Below are 19,156 nucleotides of genomic sequence, written 5' to 3' on the forward strand. Positions count from 1 at the left end.
ATGCGTTGACGCTCGCGAATCATCGGTGCTACAAATACTGGTCAGTAGACAAATTTTTGTAACGCTTTTCGTCTGCATCCCGATGCGCACCAGATGATCTGGTCGACCATCGATTTCGGTGCCCCCAGGGGCGCGGACTAATAACTGAATGTTCATCGAAAGGAAGAATGCAATGAAGCTTTCTCCACCGCTACGGGTTGCAGCCTTAGCTGTCGCCTGTGCAACCGTCATCGCCATGGGCGGCTGCTCGCTCGGCGGCAGCTCGTCGGGCGGCAGTACCTCCGCAGCCAGCGGCGACACCATCAAGATCGGGTACGTCACACCGGAGACGGGTTCGCTTGCCGCGTTCAGCGAGTCCGACGACTTCGTTCTCGGCCAGATGCAGACCTACTTCGAGGCCAACGGCATCACCCTTGCCGACGGCACCAAGCACAAGGTCGAGATCATCAAGAAGGACACCCAGTCCGACTCGAAGCGTGCAGCGGATGTGGCGAGTGAGCTCATCCTCAAAGACCAGGTGAACATGATCCTTGTCTCCTCGACGCCGGAAACCAACAACCCCGTCTCTGACCAGTGCGAGGCGAACCAGGTCGTCTGCATCTCGACGGTCGCACCGTGGGAGACCTGGTACTACGGCCGCGGCGGCTCCGACACGAAGCACTTCAAGTACACCTTCCACTTCTTCTGGGGCCTGGGCGATGTGCTGCCGGTCTACAACGACATCTGGAGCAAGGCGGCCCCCGGCAACAAGAACCTCGGCGCGCTGTTCCCGAACGACGGTGACGGCGCAGCATGGGCAGGAGCAGTTCCTTCGTTTGCGGAGAGCAACGGTTACACCGTGAACAACCCGGGCGCGTTCCCCAACGGAACCACCGACTTCTCGTCGCAGATCGCCTCCCTCAAACAGAACCAGGATGACGCTCTCGTCTCGATCATGGTTCCGCCGGACTTCATCACGTTCTGGAAGCAGGCCGTTCAGCAGGGATACCAGCCCAAGGTCGCAACCGTCGCGAAGGCGATCGAGTTCCCCTCGGTCGTCGAAGCCCTGGGCAACCTCGGGAACAACCTGTCGACCGAGGTTTGGTGGTCTCCGTCGTACCCGTTCAAGAGCAGCCTGACCGGCGATTCGAGCAAGGCCTTCGCGGCCAATTACGAGAAGGCCTCCGGCAAGCAGTGGACGATGCCTCTCGGCTTTGCTGAGTCGCTGTTCGAGGTTGCCAATGCGGCATTCTCGAAGTCCAAGACCACCAGCCCAGACGACCTCGCCGCAACGATGTCCACGTTGAACGTGGACACGCTGGTGGGTAATCTCGACTGGTCGAAGGGCCCGATGCCCGGTGTTGCCACGTCGCCGGTGACGGGTGGCCAGTGGCGGCTGACGGGTGATGCCACGTACTCGATCGAGATCGTCTCGAACGTGGGCCACCCCGAGATCGCCACCACGAGCGACGTTCAGCCGATCGACTGGCCGAAGCAGTAGTGTCTGCCGAGCTCCTCGCCGCCAGAGGAATCAGTGTTCGATTCGGGCGCCTGAACGTTCTCGTCGATCTTGACCTGACCGTCTATCGTGGCGAGCTGCTCGGCATCATCGGCCCGAACGGCGCCGGTAAGTCGACACTCCTGTCCGTCCTGGGGGGAACAACCTCCCCCCAGGACGGCAGGATCGTGCTCGACGGTGTCGACATCACCTCCAGGCGATCGAGTTGGAGATCCCGGCAGGGTATCGCCACCAGCTACCAGATCCCTCGACCCTTCCTCGGGATGACGGTGTACGAGAATGCCCTCGTGGCAGCTCGTTTCGCCGGAAATCTCCGGGGCCGCGAGGCGCAGCAATCAGCAGTGGAAGCCATCTCGCTGGCCAATCTCGAGCAATTCGCGGATGTCCAGGCGAAGGATTTGCGACTTCTCGACCGTAAGCGGCTGGAAGTCGCTCGTGCTCTCGCCTCGAAGCCCCGCCTCCTGCTCCTGGATGAGATCGCCGGCGGACTGACCGAAAGCGAGGTTCCCGAGCTGCTTGCTCTCGTGCGCGGCGTGCTCGACGCCGGAGTCACTGTGGTCTGGATCGAGCACGTCGTGCACGCACTTCTCTCTGTAGCAACACGGATGATCTGCCTCACCTACGGCAGCATTCTTGCCGAGGGCGACCCCCACGATGTGATGGAATCGCCTGCGGTTCGGCAGGTGTATCTCGGAATAGAACCCGACGATGACGTTCTCGGACTTGATGGGGCGGACCAGAAATGACCCTTGTCGTCAACGACCTGTCAGCGGGCTACGGCCAACTGACGGCGCTTCGCAACATCTCGTTCAGCGTCGAGGCCGGCGAGATCCTCGCCATCATCGGCGCCAACGGGGCGGGGAAGTCCACGCTCTTGAAGACCATCGCCGGTCAGCTGAAGGCGCTCACCGGCTCCGTTGTGCTCGACGGTGAAGACGTGACCGCCCTGCCTGCAAGCGCGCGGGCACGCCGGGGAGTTCTGATGGTCCCCGAGGGCCGCCGCCTCTTTCCCTCCCTGACGGTGAAGGAGAACCTCCAATTGGGCACATCGACCGGCAGAAAGGGAGCGTGGACCATCGAAACGGTCTGTGACTTGTTCCCGCTCGTTGCCGAACGCCTGAATCGCACGGCCGGGCAGATGTCAGGAGGCGAGCAACAGGCGACAGCGATTGCCCGCGCACTGGTCGGAAATCCGGAAGTCATGATGCTCGATGAGATCAGCCTGGGTCTCGCTCCTGCGATCGTGGTGGAGTTCTACGACCGTCTGGGTGAGATCACGAAACGGGGTACGGCTGTGCTTCTCGTCGAGCAGGACGTGAAACGCGCGCTCTCCGTCGCCGACCAGGTGCACTGCCTGCTCGAAGGCCAGACCTCCCTGGCCGGGCGCAATCTCGACTTCGCTGAGATCGCGGCCGCCTACTTCGGAACGGAGCACCGGTGAACCTGCTTGATGCTGTTGTCCAGGGACTGATGCTGGGCGGGTTGTACGCGATCTTCGCCGCCGGCCTGTCGCTCATCTTCGGAGTGATGAAGATCGTGAGCCTGTCGTATGGCGCTCTTGCCGTTATGGCAGCCTTCATCGCACTGCACTTGACCGTGGTCACCGGATGGTCTCCCGCACTCACCCTGGTCGTCGTCGTGCCGGTCATGGCCGCCTTCGGCTGGGTTCTGCAGCGTTTCGTGCTCCAGCGCACTCTCGGCGAGTCCGCCCTTCCCTCGATTCTGGTCACCTTCGGGCTGGCCATCATCATCGAGAACGTGCTGCTCCTCACGGAATCGGCCGACCAGAAGCGCATGACCCTCGGCTGGGTCGACACCGCCGCCCTGGATCTCGGCGTCGTCCGGCTCGGCGTGTACCCGCTGGGGCTCTTCGTGTTGTCGCTGGTGTTGCTGGGCATCCTGGCGCTCGTCATGGCGAAGACCCAATTCGGCCGGGCCGTTCGCGCCATCAGCGAAGACGCACCGACCGTCGAGCTCCTGGGTATCAGGCCCAAGACGATCTACGCCTGGTCGGGTGCCATCGCCCTGGCCCTCGCTGCCATCGGTGGTGTCGCTTCGGGTATTCAGACGTCGTTCAGCCCCACCTCGGGAGGCATGCTTCTCATCTTCGCCTTCGAAGCCGTCATCATCGGCGGAATCGGGAGCCTCTGGGGAACCTTTCTGGGAGCACTCGTTCTCGGTGTCGCCCAGACGGTCGGCGCCAATTTCTTCCCGTCCCAGGGAATCCTTATCGGACACATTGTCTTCCTCATTTTCTTGGCGTTCCTGCCACAGGGACTGAGCGGAAAGGTGAAGCGCTCATGACCACTACCCGAGCAGACGTGCCACAGGTCACTGTCACGAGGTGGACCCGAACATCGAGGGTCGGCACTCCGGCGGTACTGGTGCTGTTCGTGATCATGTTCGCACTGCCGTTCATGACAGCCCTCTCGAACGTGCGATCCGTGACCGACCTGCTGATCTTCATCATCCTGGGATCGATGTGGAACATCATGGCCGGGTACGGAGGCATGGAATCTGTGGGCCAGCAGGCCTACATCGGGCTCGGTGCCTATGGGCTCGTCGTATTGGCAGACCAACTGGGCATCAACATCTTCCTGGCGGTGCCACTGGCGGGAATCATCGCTGGGATCATCGCGTTCCTCTTCTCGTTCCTCGCCTTCAGGCTCGTCGGTGGCTACTTCGCCATCGGCACCTGGGTGATCGCCGAAGTGGTCAAGCTGATCATCACGCAGTTCCCCTCTCTCGGATTGGGCAGTGGTATCTCCCTCTACGCAATGTCAGCCTTCGACCGGGACCTGCGGATTGCGGTGAGCTACTGGATCGCCCTGGGCGTCACCGTGCTGGCTTTGCTCATCTGCGTGCTCCTCGTGCGCTCGGGCTTCGGGCTCGGACTGACCGCGCTGCGGGACGACCCGATTGCCGCCGCCACCTCCGGCGTCGACGTGAGCCGCGCAAAACGCCTGGTCTTCGTCATCTCCGGCGTCGGCACCGGTATGGCCGGCGCGATCATCGCCATCTCGACCCTGCGCGTGCAGCCGGATTCCCTGTTCTCCGTGCAGTGGTCTGTGCTGATGATCTTCATGGTGGTCATCGGGGGCGTCGGAACGATCGAGGGACCCATCATCGGCGCGCTCATTTTCTGGGGACTCCGTGAAGCTCTCGCCGACTACGGGTCGCTGTACCTGATCCTCCTGGGAATCATCGCGATCGTCTTCGCGCTGTTCTTCCGAGGCGGCGTCTGGGGTCTCATTCAGAAACGTCGCAGGTTCTCGGTGTTTCCAACTGGCTATTCGACGTGGTTCGGCCGACTCAAGTAGGAGGCGCGGCAGCCCGTCAGCCGATCAGCTGGGGCTGCTCTGCCGCCTTCACCTCGCGGCGGTAGCGGTGCAGAATGGGCTCGGTGTACCCGCTCGGCTGGCGGGTACCCTCGACGATGAGCGACCGCGCAGCGGCGAAGGCAGCACCATCGAATTCGGCAGCCATCGGCCGGTAGTTCGGGTCGCCGGAGTTCTGTGCATCGACGATCGCCGCCATGCGCCGCAGGGTCTCGTCGACCTGTGCGAGCGTCACGATGCCGTGCAGCAGCCAGTTCGCCACGTGCTGCGACGAGATGCGGCAGGTCGCACGGTCTTCCATCAGCGCGACGTCGTGAATGTCGGGCACTTTCGAGCATCCGATGCCCTCATCGACCCAGCGCACCACATAGCCGAGGATGCCCTGCACATTGTTGTCGAGCTCAGCCTGTCGCTCTGCGGCGCTGTACTCGCGCGTGGCAAGCGGAATGCGCAGGATCTCGGTGACCTCAGCTGGTGTTCGCCCGGCAAGCTCGCGCTGCACGGCAGGAACATCGACTCGGTGGTAGTGCAGCGCGTGCAGGGTCGCAGCGGTCGGTGAGGGAACCCACGCCGTCGTCGCGCCCTGCAGGGGATGCTGGATCTTCTGCTCGAGCATGTCGGCCATGAGGTCGGGCATGGCCCACATACCCTTACCGATCTGCGCCCGCCCCGGCAGCCCGGCTGCGATGCCGATGTCGACGTTCGACGCCTCGTAGGCCGCGATCCACGGTTCAGACTTCATCTCCGCCTTGCGAACGAACGGCCCGGCGAGCATGGAGGTGTGGATCTCGTCGCCGGTGCGATCGAGGAACCCGGTGTTGATGAACACCACCCTGTCGGATGCCGCACGGATGCATTCGCGCAGATTCACCGAGGTGCGGCGCTCCTCGTCCATGATGCCGAGCTTGATCGAGCGTTCGGGCAGAGCGAGCAGCTGCTCGACCCGCGAGAAGAGTTCGACGGCGAAGGCGACTTCCTCCGGCCCGTGCATCTTGGGTTTCACGATGTACATCGATCCGGTGAGCGAGTTCGGCAGTGCGCCGCCGCCGCGGATGTCTGTGACAGAACCCAGGCCGGTCATGATCGCGTCGAGGATTCCCTCGAACACCTCCTGGCCATCGGGGTCGAGAATCGCATCGGTGGTCATCAGGTGACCGACGTTGCGAATGAAGAGCAGCGAGCGGCCGCGAAGTGTTGCCGTGCTACCGGCGACCGCCTGGTACTCGCGGTCAGGGTTCATGCCGCGCACGAAGGTACGCCCACCCTTCGTCACCTCTTCGGCGAGCGTGCCCGTCATCAGCTCGAGCCAGTTGCGGTACCCCACGACCTTGTCGTCGGCATCAACGGCCGCAACGGAGTCTTCGAGATCCATGATGGTCGTGACGGCCGACTCGAGCAGAACGTCAGCCACGCCAGCCGCATCGGTCGAGCCGACAGGATGCTCGCGGTCGACCAGCACCTCGAAGTGCAGGCCGTGGTGAACGAAAACCAGCGCCTCGGGCTGAGCGCCGTCACCGCGGTACCCGAGCAGGGCGGAAGGCTCCGCGAGCCGGACGGGCCCGGCCATCGTCTCGACCCTCAACCCCTCGGCATCGACCGAGTACCCGAGTGCCCCGGTGTGGCTGCCGGTCTCGAGCGGGATGGCCGAGTCGAGGAATCGGCGCGCTTCGGCAACGACGGCGGCGCCGCGCACGGGGTTGTAGGCACCTCCCGCGGCCTGGTCGCCCGACTGGTCGATCGCATCCGTGCCGTAGAGCGCATCATACAGTGAACCCCAGCGCGCGTTGACGGCGTTGGCCGCAAAGCGACGATTCAGCAGGGGAACGACGAGTTGGGGGCCCGATTGACGGCGGATCTCATCATCCACACCCTCAGTGGTGACGAAGCCGGCCGCCTGGCCAGCGTCTGCATCGACCAGGTAACCGATCTCCCGCAGGAAGGAGAGGTACTGCTGCGGTTCGACCGGGCCGGGGGCAGCCCGATGGAAGTCGTCGATGCGGCGCTGCAACTCGTCTCGCGTTCGCAGCAGCTCGAGGTTTCTCGGCGTGAGGTCTGCCAGGAGGTCGGCGACGCCATTCCAGAAGACCTGCGCTTCAATCCCAGCGAGGGGCAGCGCCTCGGAGACGAAGTCATACAACGGCACGGCCACGGAGAGGCCAGCAACATCTATTCTGTCGATCACGGTACAGATCCTTTCAGAGAAGTCGTGCGGCCTTCGTCGATGAGGCACACGCCCAGAAGTCGTGCTCCCTGGCGTTGGCTGGGGACGCACGACTCCTGGCAGTTCGAGCAAGAACTCAGGCGGCCACAGGAATTCGGGCGGGAACATCGACGAGGTAGTGAGCGTACGCCGGAATGGTGAGGTAGGTCGGGAATTCCTCCTCGAGAGCCACGAGCCGAACGATGTCGGCTGCGGCATCGAACTGGTCGCCGGGGAATCGACCTGCAGAGCGCACCTGCTCCGCGAGTTCTGCGGTGACAGACTCTGTGGTGATGCGGTGTCCTTCCGCCGTGACGATCGAATAGTGGATCCACTGCCACAACTGTGCACGTGAGATCTCGGCCGCCGAGGCGTCAGCGACGATGTTCTCCAGCTCGACAGCTCCGACGCCGCGCAGCCAGCTCTCGATGTAGCGCAGAGCGACGGTCACGTTCGAGCGGACACCCGCATCAGTCACCACCTTGTCGAGGGAACGCACATCGAGCAGCTGCTCTGCGGTCACCTCGACGTCGTCGCGCTGGCGAGTGATCTGGTTCGGGTTCGTGCCGAGAACTTCGTCGAACTCTGCGCGCGCCGTGAGGACCAGGGCAGGATTGGCCACCCAGGTGCCGTCGAAGCCGTCCTGCACTTCGCGACGCTTGTCTTCTGAGACTCGTGCCAGCGCCTCTTCGGTGAGTTCTGGTTTGTGCGCGTCAGGGATGAAGGCGCTCATGCCTCCGATGGCATATGCTCCCCGCTTGTGGCAGGTGGCGACGAGCAACTCAGTGTAGTTGCGCATGAACGGAACCGTCATCGTGACGCGGGTGCGGTCGGGGAAGACGAACTGGCGCCCGCGCTCACGGTAGCTCTTCAGGAGGCTGAACATGTAGTCCCAGCGGCCAGCGTTGAGCCCAGCACAGTGATCGCGCAGTTCGTAGAGGATCTCGTCCATCTCGAAGGCGGCCGAGATGGTCTCGATCAGCACCGTCGCGCGAATCGTGCCGTGGTGGATACCCAGCGCGTTCTCGCTGAAGGTGAAGATGTCGTCCCACAGGCGCGCCTCGAGGTGGTCTTCGAGCTTAGGAAGGTAGAAGTAGGGGCCCTTGCCCGAGTCGATGAGCCTCTGTGCGTTGTGGAAGAGGTACAGGCCGAAGTCGACCAGGGAGGCCGACGCTGCCTGCCGCTGCCCTGCACGATCGGTGAACTTCAGGTGCTTCTCAACGAGGTGCCAGCCGCGCGGCCGCATCACGATGGTCGGCAGTTCGCCGGTGCGAAGCTGGTGGCTCACTCCATCGTCGTCGATGAAGTCGAGCTGCCGGCGAACCGCGTCGAACAGTGTCAACTGGCCGCCGATGATGTTCGACCACGTCGGGCTGGTGGCGTCTTCGAGGTCGGCGCCCCACGCCTTGGCTCCCGAGTTCAGGGCGGCAACAGCGCTGAACCTGTCGACGGGCCCGGTGATCTCCACGCGTCGGTCTTCAAGGCCTGGGCCTGCGCCGGCAACGTGCCACGTCGCGTCTTCACGAATCGACGCCGTTTCGGGCAGAAAGCGGAAGTCGCGGCCGTTCTCGACATTCACGCGGCGGTTCATGCGATCGTGCAGCCGCTCCTGGCGACGGTGCGCGAACTGATCGTGCAGCCGCGTCACGAAGGCAAGGGCATCCGGTGTCAGAATCTCGTCGAAGCGGTATTCGTTCTCACCGAGGATCTCGATGCGGGGTTGTGTAGCCATTGGTCTGTTCCTTCTGAAAGGGTTCCGTGTTCGGTGGCCGGAGTCGTTGTTCGGTGGCCTGTGTCGTTCGTGGGTGGCTCTTGTGCCTTCTCACTCCACTGTGGGGGCCACGCACCGCCTCCGAACCGGATTCAGCAGCAGAAGATTGGCGAAAGTTCTGCAAACCGAAAATCCGAACGCGGGGCCGACGGGGCCTCACCGCTCCACGAGGATCCCGTCTTCGTCGCACCAGATTCCGGCCCCTGGCCTGAAGACCACGGAGCCGACGGTCAGCACCGAATCCAGTTCGCCGTCACCGGTCTTCGCGCTCTTGCGGGGGTTGCTCCCCAGAGCTTTGACGCCGATCGGCAGCATGCCGAGGGCAGCGCGATCACGAACGGCGCCGAAGATCACGACGCCGTGCCAGCCGTTCTCGACGGCGGCTGCGCCGATCAGGTCGCCCATCAAGGCAGACTGGAGAGACGAACCGCCGTCGATCACCAGAACTTCGCCCGTGCCGGGGGAGTTCAGCACCTGCTTCACAAGGCCGTTGTCTTCGAAACAGCGGATCGTTCGGATTCTCCCCTCGAAACGAGGTTTACCCCCGAGGGATTCCAGCTGCAGCGCCAGGGACTGGAGTTCGTCTCCCCGTTCGTCGTACAGGTCTGCGGTCGCTGTCATGAAAGTGCCTCCGAGGTCATCCAGATCAGCTTGGCACCGCGACGGGCCCTGTCGCGGCGCCAAGTCCGCAGAAGATTGGCAATTCATCTGCTGCGGGCAAGTTTGCAGAGCACCAGAAAGCCGCGTCGTGGGCGTTGTTGCCTCAGAGAAGGGGAAGTGCCGGATCCCATCCCTCGGGTAGAGGTGTTGGTCTCGAAACGGTGGAACCGATTTCAACGGGCAGACCAGAGTCTGCGGACGAAGCGATCCCGAGAAGCACATCGAGAACGTGCGACGCGAGTTCGCCGCTCGCTCTGACCGTCTCCAGACCACGGAGCGACCTCGCCAGATTGAGAACGCCCCTGCCCCGGCCATACGTCGAACCGTGTGGCTCAAGCGTCTGGGGCTCCGTGCTGCCCAATTCCCAGAGCGTTGACGCCCCGTCGAAACGATTGGGGTCTGGCAGGGCGATCGTTCCCTCCGTACCGCTGATCTCCAGGACGCCGGCGCGAGGGAGGGCGCTCTGGAACGAGAATGTCGACTGTGCCGACTGGCCTGTCTCGAAACTGATCAGTGCGGCGTGGTGCGTTGCCACCTGAACGGGGAATTCCGTGCCGGCGATGGGGCCGCTTCCGACCACGCGCGTCTGTCGTGATGTGGACGACACCGCGGAGACCCGGGAGGCCGACCCGAAGATGTGCACGAGCGTTGTCAGGTAATAGGGGCCCATGTCCAGCAGGGGCCCGGCACCGTGGCTGAAGAGGAACGCGGGATTCGGGTGCCACGATTCGGGTCCCGGCGTCTGGAACACTGTCGTCGCGGTGAGGGGCTCGCCGATGACGCCGCGGGCGATTGCTCTCAGTGCACTCTGCACCCCGGCGCCGAGAACCGTGTCGGGGGCGCAGGCGACGTGAACACCTGCAGTTTCTGCGGCAGCCAGCAGATCGCGCGCTGAGTCGTGGTCGAGAGCAAACGGCTTCTCGCTCCACACGTGCTTGCCGGCCGCGACGATTCGATGCCCGATCTCCGAGTGCACCGCCGGAGTCGTCAGGTTGACGACGATCTCGATGTCATCGACGGCCAACAGCTCATCGACAGGACCGAATCCGGGAATGTGAAACGCTTCCGCCTGTGCTTGCGCCCGGGCGAGATCGATGTCGGCGACGAAGAGCACCTTCAGATCGAGGAACCGGTTCATGTTCTCCAGGTAGGTGCTGGAGATGAACCCGGCCCCGATGACACCGACGCCCACAGGCCCTGCCGCGGCGCTCACTTGTCGTTCTCCTGAAGCCACGCGAACGACTGGGCGATTCCGTCGAATACATCACCCGCATACCCGTCGAACTCGACAACACGGAGGGCGTTCGGGGCTGCAGCGAGGATCGCCCGCACATCGACATCGCCCTGGCCCGCCGGCTTCTGGTTCTTGTAGGCGGCTGCGAGCGCCTCTGGCACCGACAGCGCGCTCTCGCTGCTAGGCAGGGCCGTAGCGATGTCGCCCGTCGTATGACCGTCTTTCACGTGCATGAACCTCAGTCGGTCCCCGAGTGAAGAGATCAACGCGGGGGTGTCGGCGCCACCGACTGTCGACCAGAAAGTGTCGAGTTCGAGAACGACATCGGGCTCAAGCCGATCTACGAACAGTTCATATATGGCTCGGCCGCCGACCGTGTTCGCGAACTCCCACTGGTGATTGTGGTATCCGAAAGACAGTCCGATGGTCGCGGCCTGGGTGGCAAGCTCGTTCACCCGATCGGCGATCCGATGGGCATCGTCAGCCGATTGCCAGCGGTCGCTCGGAATGTATGGGTCGATGAGGGTCGTGATGCCGAGTTGCGCGGCGGCGGCGAAGGCGCGCTCTGGCTCTGCGGAATCGATGACCGGTGCGTGTCCCGAGGGTGCACTCACCCCGGCGTCGGCGAAGGCACGTTCGAACTCATCGACACGGTCGACGAATCCATACGGCTCAACGAGGGTGAAGCCGATGTCGGCTATGCGCGCGACTGCACGCTGCAGATCTTCATCGATGGCATTGCGAATGCTGTAGAGCTGCACGGACGGTTGGCTCATTGATATTCTCCTGTTCCTGGCGTTGTGATGTGTAGCGTCAGACCAGCTGCGGAATCGGGGATTCGGGGCTGATGCATCCTGCGGAAGCAAGAGCCGACCACAGGCCTTCCGGAATCGGATCCGTCATGCGTTCTGCGTTCTCTGCGGCGAACCGGGGATGCTTCGTCCCCGGCATCACCATCGCGACGGCGGGGTGAGCCGTGGCGAACTGAAGGGCGACGGAACGGATATCGACGTCGAACTCCGCGCACAGTGTGCTGATCCTGTCCCGGGCGGCCAATAGATCCGGTGAGGCAGCATGGTAGTCGTACCGATGGGAGCCGGCGAGGATGCCGGAGTTGTACGGGCCGCCGATCACCACGGGGATGCCCGCCTCATGGGCGCGGGGCAGCAGGTCATCCAGTGCGGTCTGGTCGAGAAGCGTGTACCTGCCGGAGATGTGCAGTATGTCAGGGTCTGCGTGTTCCATCGCCAGGATCTGCGGCGCGAGCACGTTGTTTCCCAGTCCCCACGCCCCGATGACCCCTTGGTCCCGGAGTTCGGCCAGGGCCCTGAAGGCCCCGCTCTCGGCGACCGTGAAGTGTCGGCGCCACTCATCACCGAGATGGTCCGAACCAAGGTCGTGCACATACACGATGTCCAGGAAGTCGAGGCCGAGCCTGATCATGCTTCCTTCGACGGACCGCAATGCGGCGTCATACCCGTAGTCGACGTCGACACGAAAAGGGAGCGCTTCGGTGAAGATCGAAGTCTCGGCAGCGCCCGGCCCCTGGCTGGTGTCGACCTGGGAACTCGACGGTGTGAACGAGGCCCGGACGATTCGCCCGACCTTCGTGGACACCTGGTAGTCCGCTCGCGGTTGGCGTCGCAGGAAGTGTCCGAACCGGAGCTCTCCGAGCCCCCTGCCGTAGACGGGAGCTGTATCGAAGTGGCGCACCCCCGACGCCCAGGCCGCGGAGAGTGTGTCGTCTGCCGTCTGGTCATCGATGGCGTCGAACATGTTGCCGAGTGACGCCCCACCGAATCCAAGAGGCCCGAACGGGTCCAGCCGACGCCGGCGCGCAGCAGAGCACGGTGTGACTGCAGTCATTTCGTTCCTCTCTGGCAATGGATTCAATTCTGGTCGGCGTCGCCGCGACCGTGTTTCGGTGATGTAACCATCACGTTGCATTTTGCCATTTGGCATAATCTTTTGCCAATTTCGCTCTATGTTTACCTTGGGCATGAGAATTCTGAAAGTGAACGGAAGTGAGGGGTCATGGTGACATCGCCATTCGGCAAGCCAGTCATCGGCAATCGAGACGCCAACCCGGCGCACTGGGCGCCGGGTTCGTGGGTCGAACCCGCGAGCGGAACACAGACCAAGGGCGAGTCGGTGGTGATACGCGAGGGAAGCACCACAGGCCTGCACCGTGCTGGCCTCTGGCGGTCGGGTATCGGTGTTCCCGGATGCGAGCCCGACGGAAGCTGCCGGATCGACTACTCGGCACCCGATGGTGACGAGACTCTCGTCGTCCTCGATGGCGAAGCCCGCGTGACGGTGACCGGTACGGGCGAAACCCATGTTCTGCGCCCCGGATCGATCGTCAGTCACCCCAAGGGTCTCGGGCTGACGTGGGAGATCACGTCAGCGGCATTCAGGAAGTTCTGGGTGATCTGGGACAGCCCGGACGCTGCTGCTGCAGACGACCACCTGTACGTGCGCCACGTCGATGACGACGACCCAGCCTCATGGGAACCCTACGAATGGGACGACGCGGATGGCCGGCACTGGAGGTGCGGTGAGAACTTGGTGATGCGATCGACGGGCTCCACAGGCAGCCTCAAGTGTGGATTGTGGCGGAGCGGGCCGGATACCGGTGACGGAACGGAGCTCGCGGCAGTTACGCCCGAGGCTGGTTCGGTCTGCGAAGGAAGTCGATGTGCTGGCCACACGATCAGCGCTTCACGAGGAATCGGTGACGAGAGCATGTTGTTGCTCAACGGAAGAGCGCACATCGTCAATCATGATTCGGGTGAGGAGTTCGATGTCGAACCCGGAGACATCATCGCGCAGTACATGGGACCGAACATCACATGGACGTCGAAGAGCCGCTATATGAAGAAGTTCTTCATCATGACCAACGCGACTGTTCCGGCCTGACACGCGAGGCCCGACCTGCCTGCTCCTACCGGGTTGCCGCGAAGTCGCTCGCCGCGACCCGGGGCAGGCGCTTCGACCGGAAACCGAGAACGAAATCCGCAGCTGCGCTCGTCAGCACGACCGCGATCAACACCAGAATCGTCACGACAGGGAGGGCTCCCACACCAGCACCGTCAAGAAGGACACCACCGAGCAGGGCGCCTGACCCAATCCCGATGTTGAAAGCGGTGGTGTGCATTGCTGCAGCGGGATCCCGCATACGGAACGAGGAGACGTGCATGAGGCGCGTCTGGAGCATCGTGGGTAAGCCTCCGAACGCAACACCCCAGCAGACGAACGCGACGATGACCGCTGGGGTGCTCTCCGGAAAGGCAACCAGGATGAGCAGTGCAATAGCAGACCCACCGATCGCGCTGGCGAATCCGGCCCGGGGAAACCGACCGACGACAAAACCCGCGACGACGACGCCAGCAGCACCGGCAATGCCGAACAGAAGGAGGTACGACGCAACGGCCCCTGGTGGAATGTGGGCCGCGTCGGTGAGCCACGGGACAACGTAGGTGTAGAACGTGTTGTGACCGGCGATCATGATCACGACCAAGGCGCAGACGAGCAGTACGGGGCCGAGAGTCGGGTCGGTGCGGAGTCTCGCCGCGGCACGGTCACCCTTCTGTGCGACATGGTGGCGCACTCGCGGGAGGTAGAGGGCAATACACGCAGTCAGGATGAGAACCAGAACACCCAGTACAGCGAACGCCATTCTCCAGCCGACAGCATTTCCCAACGCTGTACCCGCGGGAATACCGAGGACAAAGGCAGCCGACCCTCCCCCCGCGGTGAGGGCAATGGCACGCCCCAACTGCTCCTTGGGCACGAGGTGGGCGGAGTACGCCGAGACCACTGCCCAGAACAGACCGTGGGCCATTCCGCCGAGGATCCGAGCGCCCACCAGGAATTCGTAGGTCGGGGCGCTTGCTGAAAGGACGTTCGAGAGCGCAAGAACAAGCATCACGTAGACGATCACTCGCTTGCGTGAGTACCTGCGTGTGAACGCGGCCAGTGGCCCGGTGAGTACCACCACCGTCACCGCGAAGATGGTGACGAGGAATCCCGCACGCGCCGTGCTCACTCCAAAGTCGCTGGAGATGTTGGGGAGTACTCCCGTCGGAAGCATCTCCGTGGTGATGGAGACGAAGACTGCACCCGAGAGACTGATCATCCCCCACCACGGAAAGCGTGCCAGCGTGCCGGGCGCCGTCACGAGGAGCCGACACGGAAGTACGGGTGTGTGGTCACGAACTGCAGGGCGGCGGCCGACGAATCGAACCGGTCCGGAAGGTGAGGTACGTCGATTTCAATGATGAACCAGCCGTCGAAGTCCGATCCCAGCTCGACGAAGATGCCGTCGAGGGGAACATCTCCTCGACCTGGTTCCATCCAGATGCCGTAGTCGGCCGTTGCCGTTGAATAGTCGGCTGAGGCGAACCGTGCAGCGGCAACGGCCGATCGGCACACATCCTTGAGGTGGATCCCCCGAATCCGTCGTCGATAGTCCTTCACCAGTGCGACTGAATCCGCGCCTGCCCAGAAGAGGTGCCCGACGTCGGGCCCGAAGGCGAGTTCGGACCCTTCCGTCGCGTCGAGGACGGCCCGGATTTCGTCCTCCGTCTCGATCCACGATGCGACATGCGGGTGAAGAGCTGCAGTGACTCCCGACTCGGCGAAGATGCCCGCGACCTCGCTCAACCTATCCGCGATGCGGAGAAGTCGATCTGCATCGGCGAGGTGGCCGACGGCAGGCTTCCTTCGCCGCTCCGGCGGGAGGGAACTCGCTACGAAGACATCTGTCAGACCGAAGCGCGAGTGGAGTGCGGCGACCCGCCTGACTTCTTCATTCTCACGTGCGCGGTCGTCGCTCTCGAAGAACGATGAGTAGTACCCAGGCGCGGGGGCGAACGAATAGCGGTCGAGCAGTTCGCGGTATTCACTCTCGCCCGTTTCGTCGGGCAGGCCGAATGCGACGAAGGCGTACCCCATAGCGTGGTGATCACTGAGGGCTCGTTCCACGTTCGAGTGCGAGTTGTCAAAACGCTCCCGGCCCTCGCGGATCCAAGGCAAGGGGCAGATCGCCACCTGGCGTGACAATCCGCCGCTCATTCGGTTTCCCGACCTGCGACACGCGTCGAAGCACCGCAGGTGGTAAGGAATTCGCTGATCGCGCGGGCGGTACCCACGGCGAGCGTCGCGGCGGTGAGGGTCGTATTGCAGCTGACCGCAGTGGGAATCACGCCATTTCCCGCCACAAAGATATTGGAAGTACCCCAGACGCGGCCCGTCGGATCACACACTGATCTCCCGTCGTCGACCAGTCCCATCCGCACGGTGCCGGTACTGTGCATCGAGCCACCGACAGGCAAAGGCGTCACCGAGTCGCTGTCGAACCGGCCGAGAGCCCGGCCGACAGCGGAGTGACTGGCTGTCGCGGCGACAATCCGTTGCTCATCGGCAGCGGAATACGCGAAGTGGATGCTCATCGAGGGCATGCCGAGTACATCACGTGCGTCATCCGAGAACTCGACGCGATTGCTCTCGTCGATGTCAGTGTTGACGTACCACGCGATTCCCAGCCGATGGGTTCCTGATTCACGATCGATCGTCTCCATCATCTGCCCGTGGTAGGGCTGGCGATCATCCACACTCGGCAACCACCAGGCACCGATGTGCGGCTCATACTCATCGAGCTGAGACAGAACGTCCTCCGACGGGTCTTCGCTGAGGGTCGTGAACCCCGTCACGAAAACGTGCTCATTGAGAAATCGCCCGAGTGCCCGGGGCCGGATTCCTGACGCATACAGAAGCTGCGGTGTGCGGAACGTGTCAGCAGCAACGACGACCACATCGGCGTCGAGTTCGTACGTATCACCGGTTGGCAGGTGTCGCAGGAGAACTCCGGTTGCAGACGCGCCGTCGCTGACGATCGAAGTGCACAGCGTGTCGGCCAAGAGGACGAAGGTGGAATCCGCCGGATCGGCCATGGTGGGAAGGATGTCGACGGGGCCCGTGCGACGGTACCTGCCGGTTTCGTCGACCGTGCCCGCCATCGGCATCGTCTGCACTCCGCGACCCTCCGCGATTTCAGGGAACATCTCGGCCAGACGGACCGCAGCCTGCACTCCGGCGGTGGTCTTCGGGAAGATCGACGAGTCGACCTGGAGCAACCGCTGTGCCACGGCATGATCCGCATCCCACACACTCGGATCGAGGAACGCGGGGATCTCGCGACCGAACGGAGAGGGGCACGCGGCAGTCCAGTGGGCGCCCATGCCGCCGACGTTCCAGGAGAAGCCTGCGCCGATCATCGTTCCGGGCGCCTCCCCCAAGACACTCAGCGGGTGTACGCCCGGGTCCCAAGCCGAACCTGAGGCACTGCGGCACGTCGCCGGGGACGCAGAGACATATTCGGACTGCACGGCCGAGCGGACTGCTTTGGCGTAGAAGCGGCGCACCGCGGGGTCTGCTGTTGTGCTGAGGTGTTCATCCGCCCTGGTTCCGATCTTCGGCCCGGCCTCGACCATGGCGATCGTCGCGCCGGGGTGGGACACCCGGAGCTGCCGGGCCACGATCGCCCCGATCGGCCCGCTCCCGACGATGACGATGTGCACAGACGCCGGCGCGTCAACCATGACGGACGGCGATCGCGTCGATTTCAACCCGGACGCCCCGCGGGCGCGCGCCGATAGTGGTCCTGGCCGGAAAGGGGGCTGTGAAGTACTGCACGTACACCGCATTGAACGCCTCGAAATCCTCGTCGAGGTCGCTGAGGTAGACGCCGACTCGACACACGTCGGCGAGCGATGACCCGGCCGCTTCGAGCACCCCGGAGAGGGTCCGCAGAACGGTGTGCGTCTGTTCTGCGACGTCTCCGGTTGACGGAAGGCCCGTGGCATCCCGCGGGACCACTCCCGAAAGGAAGACTAGGTCACCGACCGTACGGCTGGGGCTCAGTGGGGCGGGAGTTGGCATCGGCGTTCTTTCTCGAAAGGGCGAATGTGTCAGAAGATGGTCAGAGTTGCAGCGTGACAATGCCGCGCCCCCGGGAGACGCAGGTGATGATCGTTTCGGCGCGGGCGGCGTCGGTCAGGCAGATGTCGCGGTGGATCACGTCGCCGGAGACGAGAGTGACCCGGCAGGCACCGCAGACACCCCCCTCGCACGAGTAGTCGACTCCGACACCGGCGTCATTCAGCGCCTGGAGCATGCTCTTGTCTGCCGGAACCGCGATCTCCCGCTTGGACAGCCGAAGGTTCACAGTGAAGGGGTCGCCAGCTCGCGCCTTCGCTGGGTCGAGTCCGCTGAACGATTCGAGATGGATGCGTTCAGGCCCGACAGCCATCGTCTCGCACGCATCAGAAACAGCCGACAGGAGGCGATCCGGCCCGCACGCGTAGAGGTGCGCCGTCGCGTTGAGGCCGGCCAGGAGCGCGTCGATCCTCATGCGGTTGCCCTCCGACGAGACATAGACCTTGACAGTCAATGACGCGATACCGGCGAATTCCTCGAGAAATGCCAGCTGGGAGCGGGAGCGTACTGCGTAGTGCAGTACCGACCGTTGCCCCCGCCGATCGACCTCGAGCGCCAGCGGCAGAAAAGGCGTCACTCCGATGCCGCCCGCTACGAACACGTGCTCAGGCGCATCCTCGGCGAGCACCAGCGACGGTATCGGGTAGCTCACGTGAACAGGGTCCCCGATGTCGATGTCATCGTGGAAGAGCATTGATCCTCCGCGGCCATCGGGCTCGCGCTGAACGGCGAATTCGAACGTCTCGCGTCGGTCGGCATCGCCGCACAGGGAATAGGTGCGAAGAAGGCCGCTCTGGTGCCTCACCGTCACGTAGGAGCCGGCGACACTGGGCGGAAAGAGTTCCCTTCGCTCGGGTCGGAGGGTGAAACGCCGGATGCCCGTGGCGATGTCTGAGAGACCGACGACCCGCGAGGCGATCAGGAGTCGCTTCGTCACGCGAGGGCCTCGATTGCGTCACCGAGGTGGATGTCGCCTCCTTCGAGGATCCGGGCGTTCAGGCCCGATCGATTGACGAGGGCATTGAAGACGCCGGGGCGGTCGTTCAGGTCTTCGAGGTACTTGCACGGCACATTGAGTCGCCCACCGTACAGACGGGTGTTTCCGATACGGAATTCCCGCCCGACAAGATGGGCGAGGGGCACACCCCTGGTGACGACGTTGCGTCGAGTCTCCTCTGGCGGCAGATCGATACCCTGGTCGCGCTTGATCGACTCCAGGGTCTCGGCCTCGATGAGCGTGATCTGCCGGTCTTCATGCGGTCGTCGTGAGTAGTACCCCGTTCCGAGGAGATATCGATCCCCCTCCACCCCCTGGCCCGCGATCAGCGTGAGTGACTGACGGATGGCCATCTCCTCGCCCGCGATAGCGCAGGTGTAGAGACCGGCAACGACTCCGCGGAAGGTCGTCTCTGGGGCAGAGGAGGTCATGACGTGTTTCTCCAGTGGGTTGGATCCG

General features: G+C 63.5%; 18 protein-coding genes. 6 read left to right on the forward strand and 12 right to left on the reverse strand.

What is annotated here, in order from left to right:
- Positions 1-172: 172 nt before the first annotated feature.
- The 5 genes from JOE66_RS16485 to JOE66_RS16505 are packed head-to-tail and all read left to right on the forward strand — an operon-like array spanning position 173 to position 4,818.
- Positions 173-1,480 carry an ABC transporter substrate-binding protein gene (locus JOE66_RS16485; protein WP_205111274.1) on the forward strand — a complete coding sequence of 436 codons (1,308 nt, stop codon included), beginning with the start codon at positions 173-175 and terminating at the stop codon, positions 1,478-1,480.
- Entirely contained in the window at positions 1,480-2,244 is a 765-nt protein-coding gene (locus tag JOE66_RS16490) for an ABC transporter ATP-binding protein (RefSeq protein WP_205111276.1), read from the forward strand. The genes JOE66_RS16485 and JOE66_RS16490 overlap by 1 nt, the downstream gene beginning before the upstream one ends.
- Positions 2,241-2,939 (forward strand): ABC transporter ATP-binding protein, encoded by a 699-nt coding sequence (locus JOE66_RS16495; RefSeq protein WP_205111278.1) that lies wholly within the window; start codon positions 2,241-2,243, stop codon positions 2,937-2,939. Before JOE66_RS16490 ends, JOE66_RS16495 begins: the two co-directional genes overlap by 4 nt.
- Positions 2,936-3,802, forward strand: coding sequence for a branched-chain amino acid ABC transporter permease (locus JOE66_RS16500; protein WP_205111280.1), 867 nt, complete (start codon positions 2,936-2,938; stop codon positions 3,800-3,802). The genes JOE66_RS16495 and JOE66_RS16500 overlap by 4 nt, the downstream gene beginning before the upstream one ends.
- On the forward strand, positions 3,799-4,818 hold the full coding sequence (locus JOE66_RS16505) for a branched-chain amino acid ABC transporter permease (RefSeq protein WP_205111282.1): 1,020 nt from the start codon (positions 3,799-3,801) through the stop codon (positions 4,816-4,818). Before JOE66_RS16500 ends, JOE66_RS16505 begins: the two co-directional genes overlap by 4 nt.
- A 16-nt stretch (positions 4,819-4,834) precedes the next feature.
- Here the strand turns inward: JOE66_RS16505 and JOE66_RS16510 are convergent, their stop codons facing one another.
- From JOE66_RS16510 to JOE66_RS16535, 6 genes are all read right to left on the reverse strand, one after another.
- Positions 4,835-7,018, reverse strand: coding sequence for a malate synthase G (locus JOE66_RS16510; RefSeq protein WP_205111284.1), 2,184 nt, complete (start codon positions 7,016-7,018; stop codon positions 4,835-4,837).
- Between the two features lie 115 nt (positions 7,019-7,133).
- Positions 7,134-8,768: a malate synthase A gene (aceB, locus tag JOE66_RS16515; RefSeq protein ID WP_205111286.1), complete on the reverse strand. Its 1,635-nt coding sequence runs from the start codon at positions 8,766-8,768 to the stop codon at positions 7,134-7,136.
- A gap of 195 nt (positions 8,769-8,963) precedes the next feature.
- Positions 8,964-9,428 carry a ribonuclease E activity regulator RraA gene (rraA, locus tag JOE66_RS16520; protein WP_205111288.1) on the reverse strand — a complete coding sequence of 155 codons (465 nt, stop codon included), beginning with the start codon at positions 9,426-9,428 and terminating at the stop codon, positions 8,964-8,966.
- A 142-nt stretch (positions 9,429-9,570) separates the two neighbouring features.
- Positions 9,571-10,680, reverse strand: a complete 1,110-nt coding sequence (locus tag JOE66_RS16525) for a Gfo/Idh/MocA family protein (protein WP_205111290.1) — start codon at positions 10,678-10,680, stop codon at positions 9,571-9,573.
- Complete coding sequence (locus JOE66_RS16530; RefSeq protein ID WP_205111292.1) at positions 10,677-11,477, reverse strand: sugar phosphate isomerase/epimerase family protein; 801 nt, start codon at positions 11,475-11,477, stop codon at positions 10,677-10,679. The genes JOE66_RS16525 and JOE66_RS16530 overlap by 4 nt, the downstream gene beginning before the upstream one ends.
- A gap of 37 nt (positions 11,478-11,514) precedes the next feature.
- Positions 11,515-12,567, reverse strand: coding sequence for an aldo/keto reductase (locus tag JOE66_RS16535; protein ID WP_205111294.1), 1,053 nt, complete (start codon positions 12,565-12,567; stop codon positions 11,515-11,517).
- Between the two features lie 168 nt (positions 12,568-12,735).
- Here JOE66_RS16535 and JOE66_RS16540 point away from each other — a divergent pair, with 168 nt between their 5' ends.
- Positions 12,736-13,620, forward strand: coding sequence for a cupin domain-containing protein (locus JOE66_RS16540; RefSeq protein ID WP_205111296.1), 885 nt, complete (start codon positions 12,736-12,738; stop codon positions 13,618-13,620).
- A 25-nt stretch (positions 13,621-13,645) separates the two neighbouring features.
- Here the strand turns inward: JOE66_RS16540 and JOE66_RS16545 are convergent, their stop codons facing one another.
- The 6 genes from JOE66_RS16545 to JOE66_RS16570 are packed head-to-tail and all read right to left on the reverse strand — an operon-like array spanning position 13,646 to position 19,128.
- Complete coding sequence (locus tag JOE66_RS16545; RefSeq protein ID WP_205111298.1) at positions 13,646-14,839, reverse strand: MFS transporter; 1,194 nt, start codon at positions 14,837-14,839, stop codon at positions 13,646-13,648.
- Positions 14,840-14,877: 38 nt separating this feature from the next.
- The gene (locus JOE66_RS16550) at positions 14,878-15,777 is read right to left on the reverse strand and encodes a sugar phosphate isomerase/epimerase family protein (RefSeq protein WP_205111300.1); all 900 of its coding nucleotides are present in this window, start codon (positions 15,775-15,777) and stop codon (positions 14,878-14,880) included.
- On the reverse strand, positions 15,774-17,303 hold the full coding sequence (locus JOE66_RS16555) for a GMC family oxidoreductase (protein ID WP_205111302.1): 1,530 nt from the start codon (positions 17,301-17,303) through the stop codon (positions 15,774-15,776). Before JOE66_RS16555 ends, JOE66_RS16550 begins: the two co-directional genes overlap by 4 nt.
- A complete protein-coding gene (locus tag JOE66_RS16560; protein WP_205111304.1) occupies positions 17,296-17,643 on the reverse strand; it encodes a RidA family protein in 348 nt (115 codons plus the stop codon). Before JOE66_RS16560 ends, JOE66_RS16555 begins: the two co-directional genes overlap by 8 nt.
- Positions 17,644-17,683: 40 nt before the next feature.
- The gene (locus tag JOE66_RS16565; protein ID WP_205111306.1) at positions 17,684-18,637 is read right to left on the reverse strand and encodes a PDR/VanB family oxidoreductase; all 954 of its coding nucleotides are present in this window, start codon (positions 18,635-18,637) and stop codon (positions 17,684-17,686) included.
- A complete protein-coding gene (locus JOE66_RS16570; protein WP_205111308.1) occupies positions 18,634-19,128 on the reverse strand; it encodes an MOSC domain-containing protein in 495 nt (164 codons plus the stop codon). Before JOE66_RS16570 ends, JOE66_RS16565 begins: the two co-directional genes overlap by 4 nt.
- Between the last annotated feature and the right edge of the window lie 28 nt (positions 19,129-19,156).

It is taken from the genome of Subtercola frigoramans, from assembly GCF_016907385.1.
GTDB lineage: Bacteria > Actinomycetota > Actinomycetes > Actinomycetales > Microbacteriaceae > Subtercola > Subtercola frigoramans.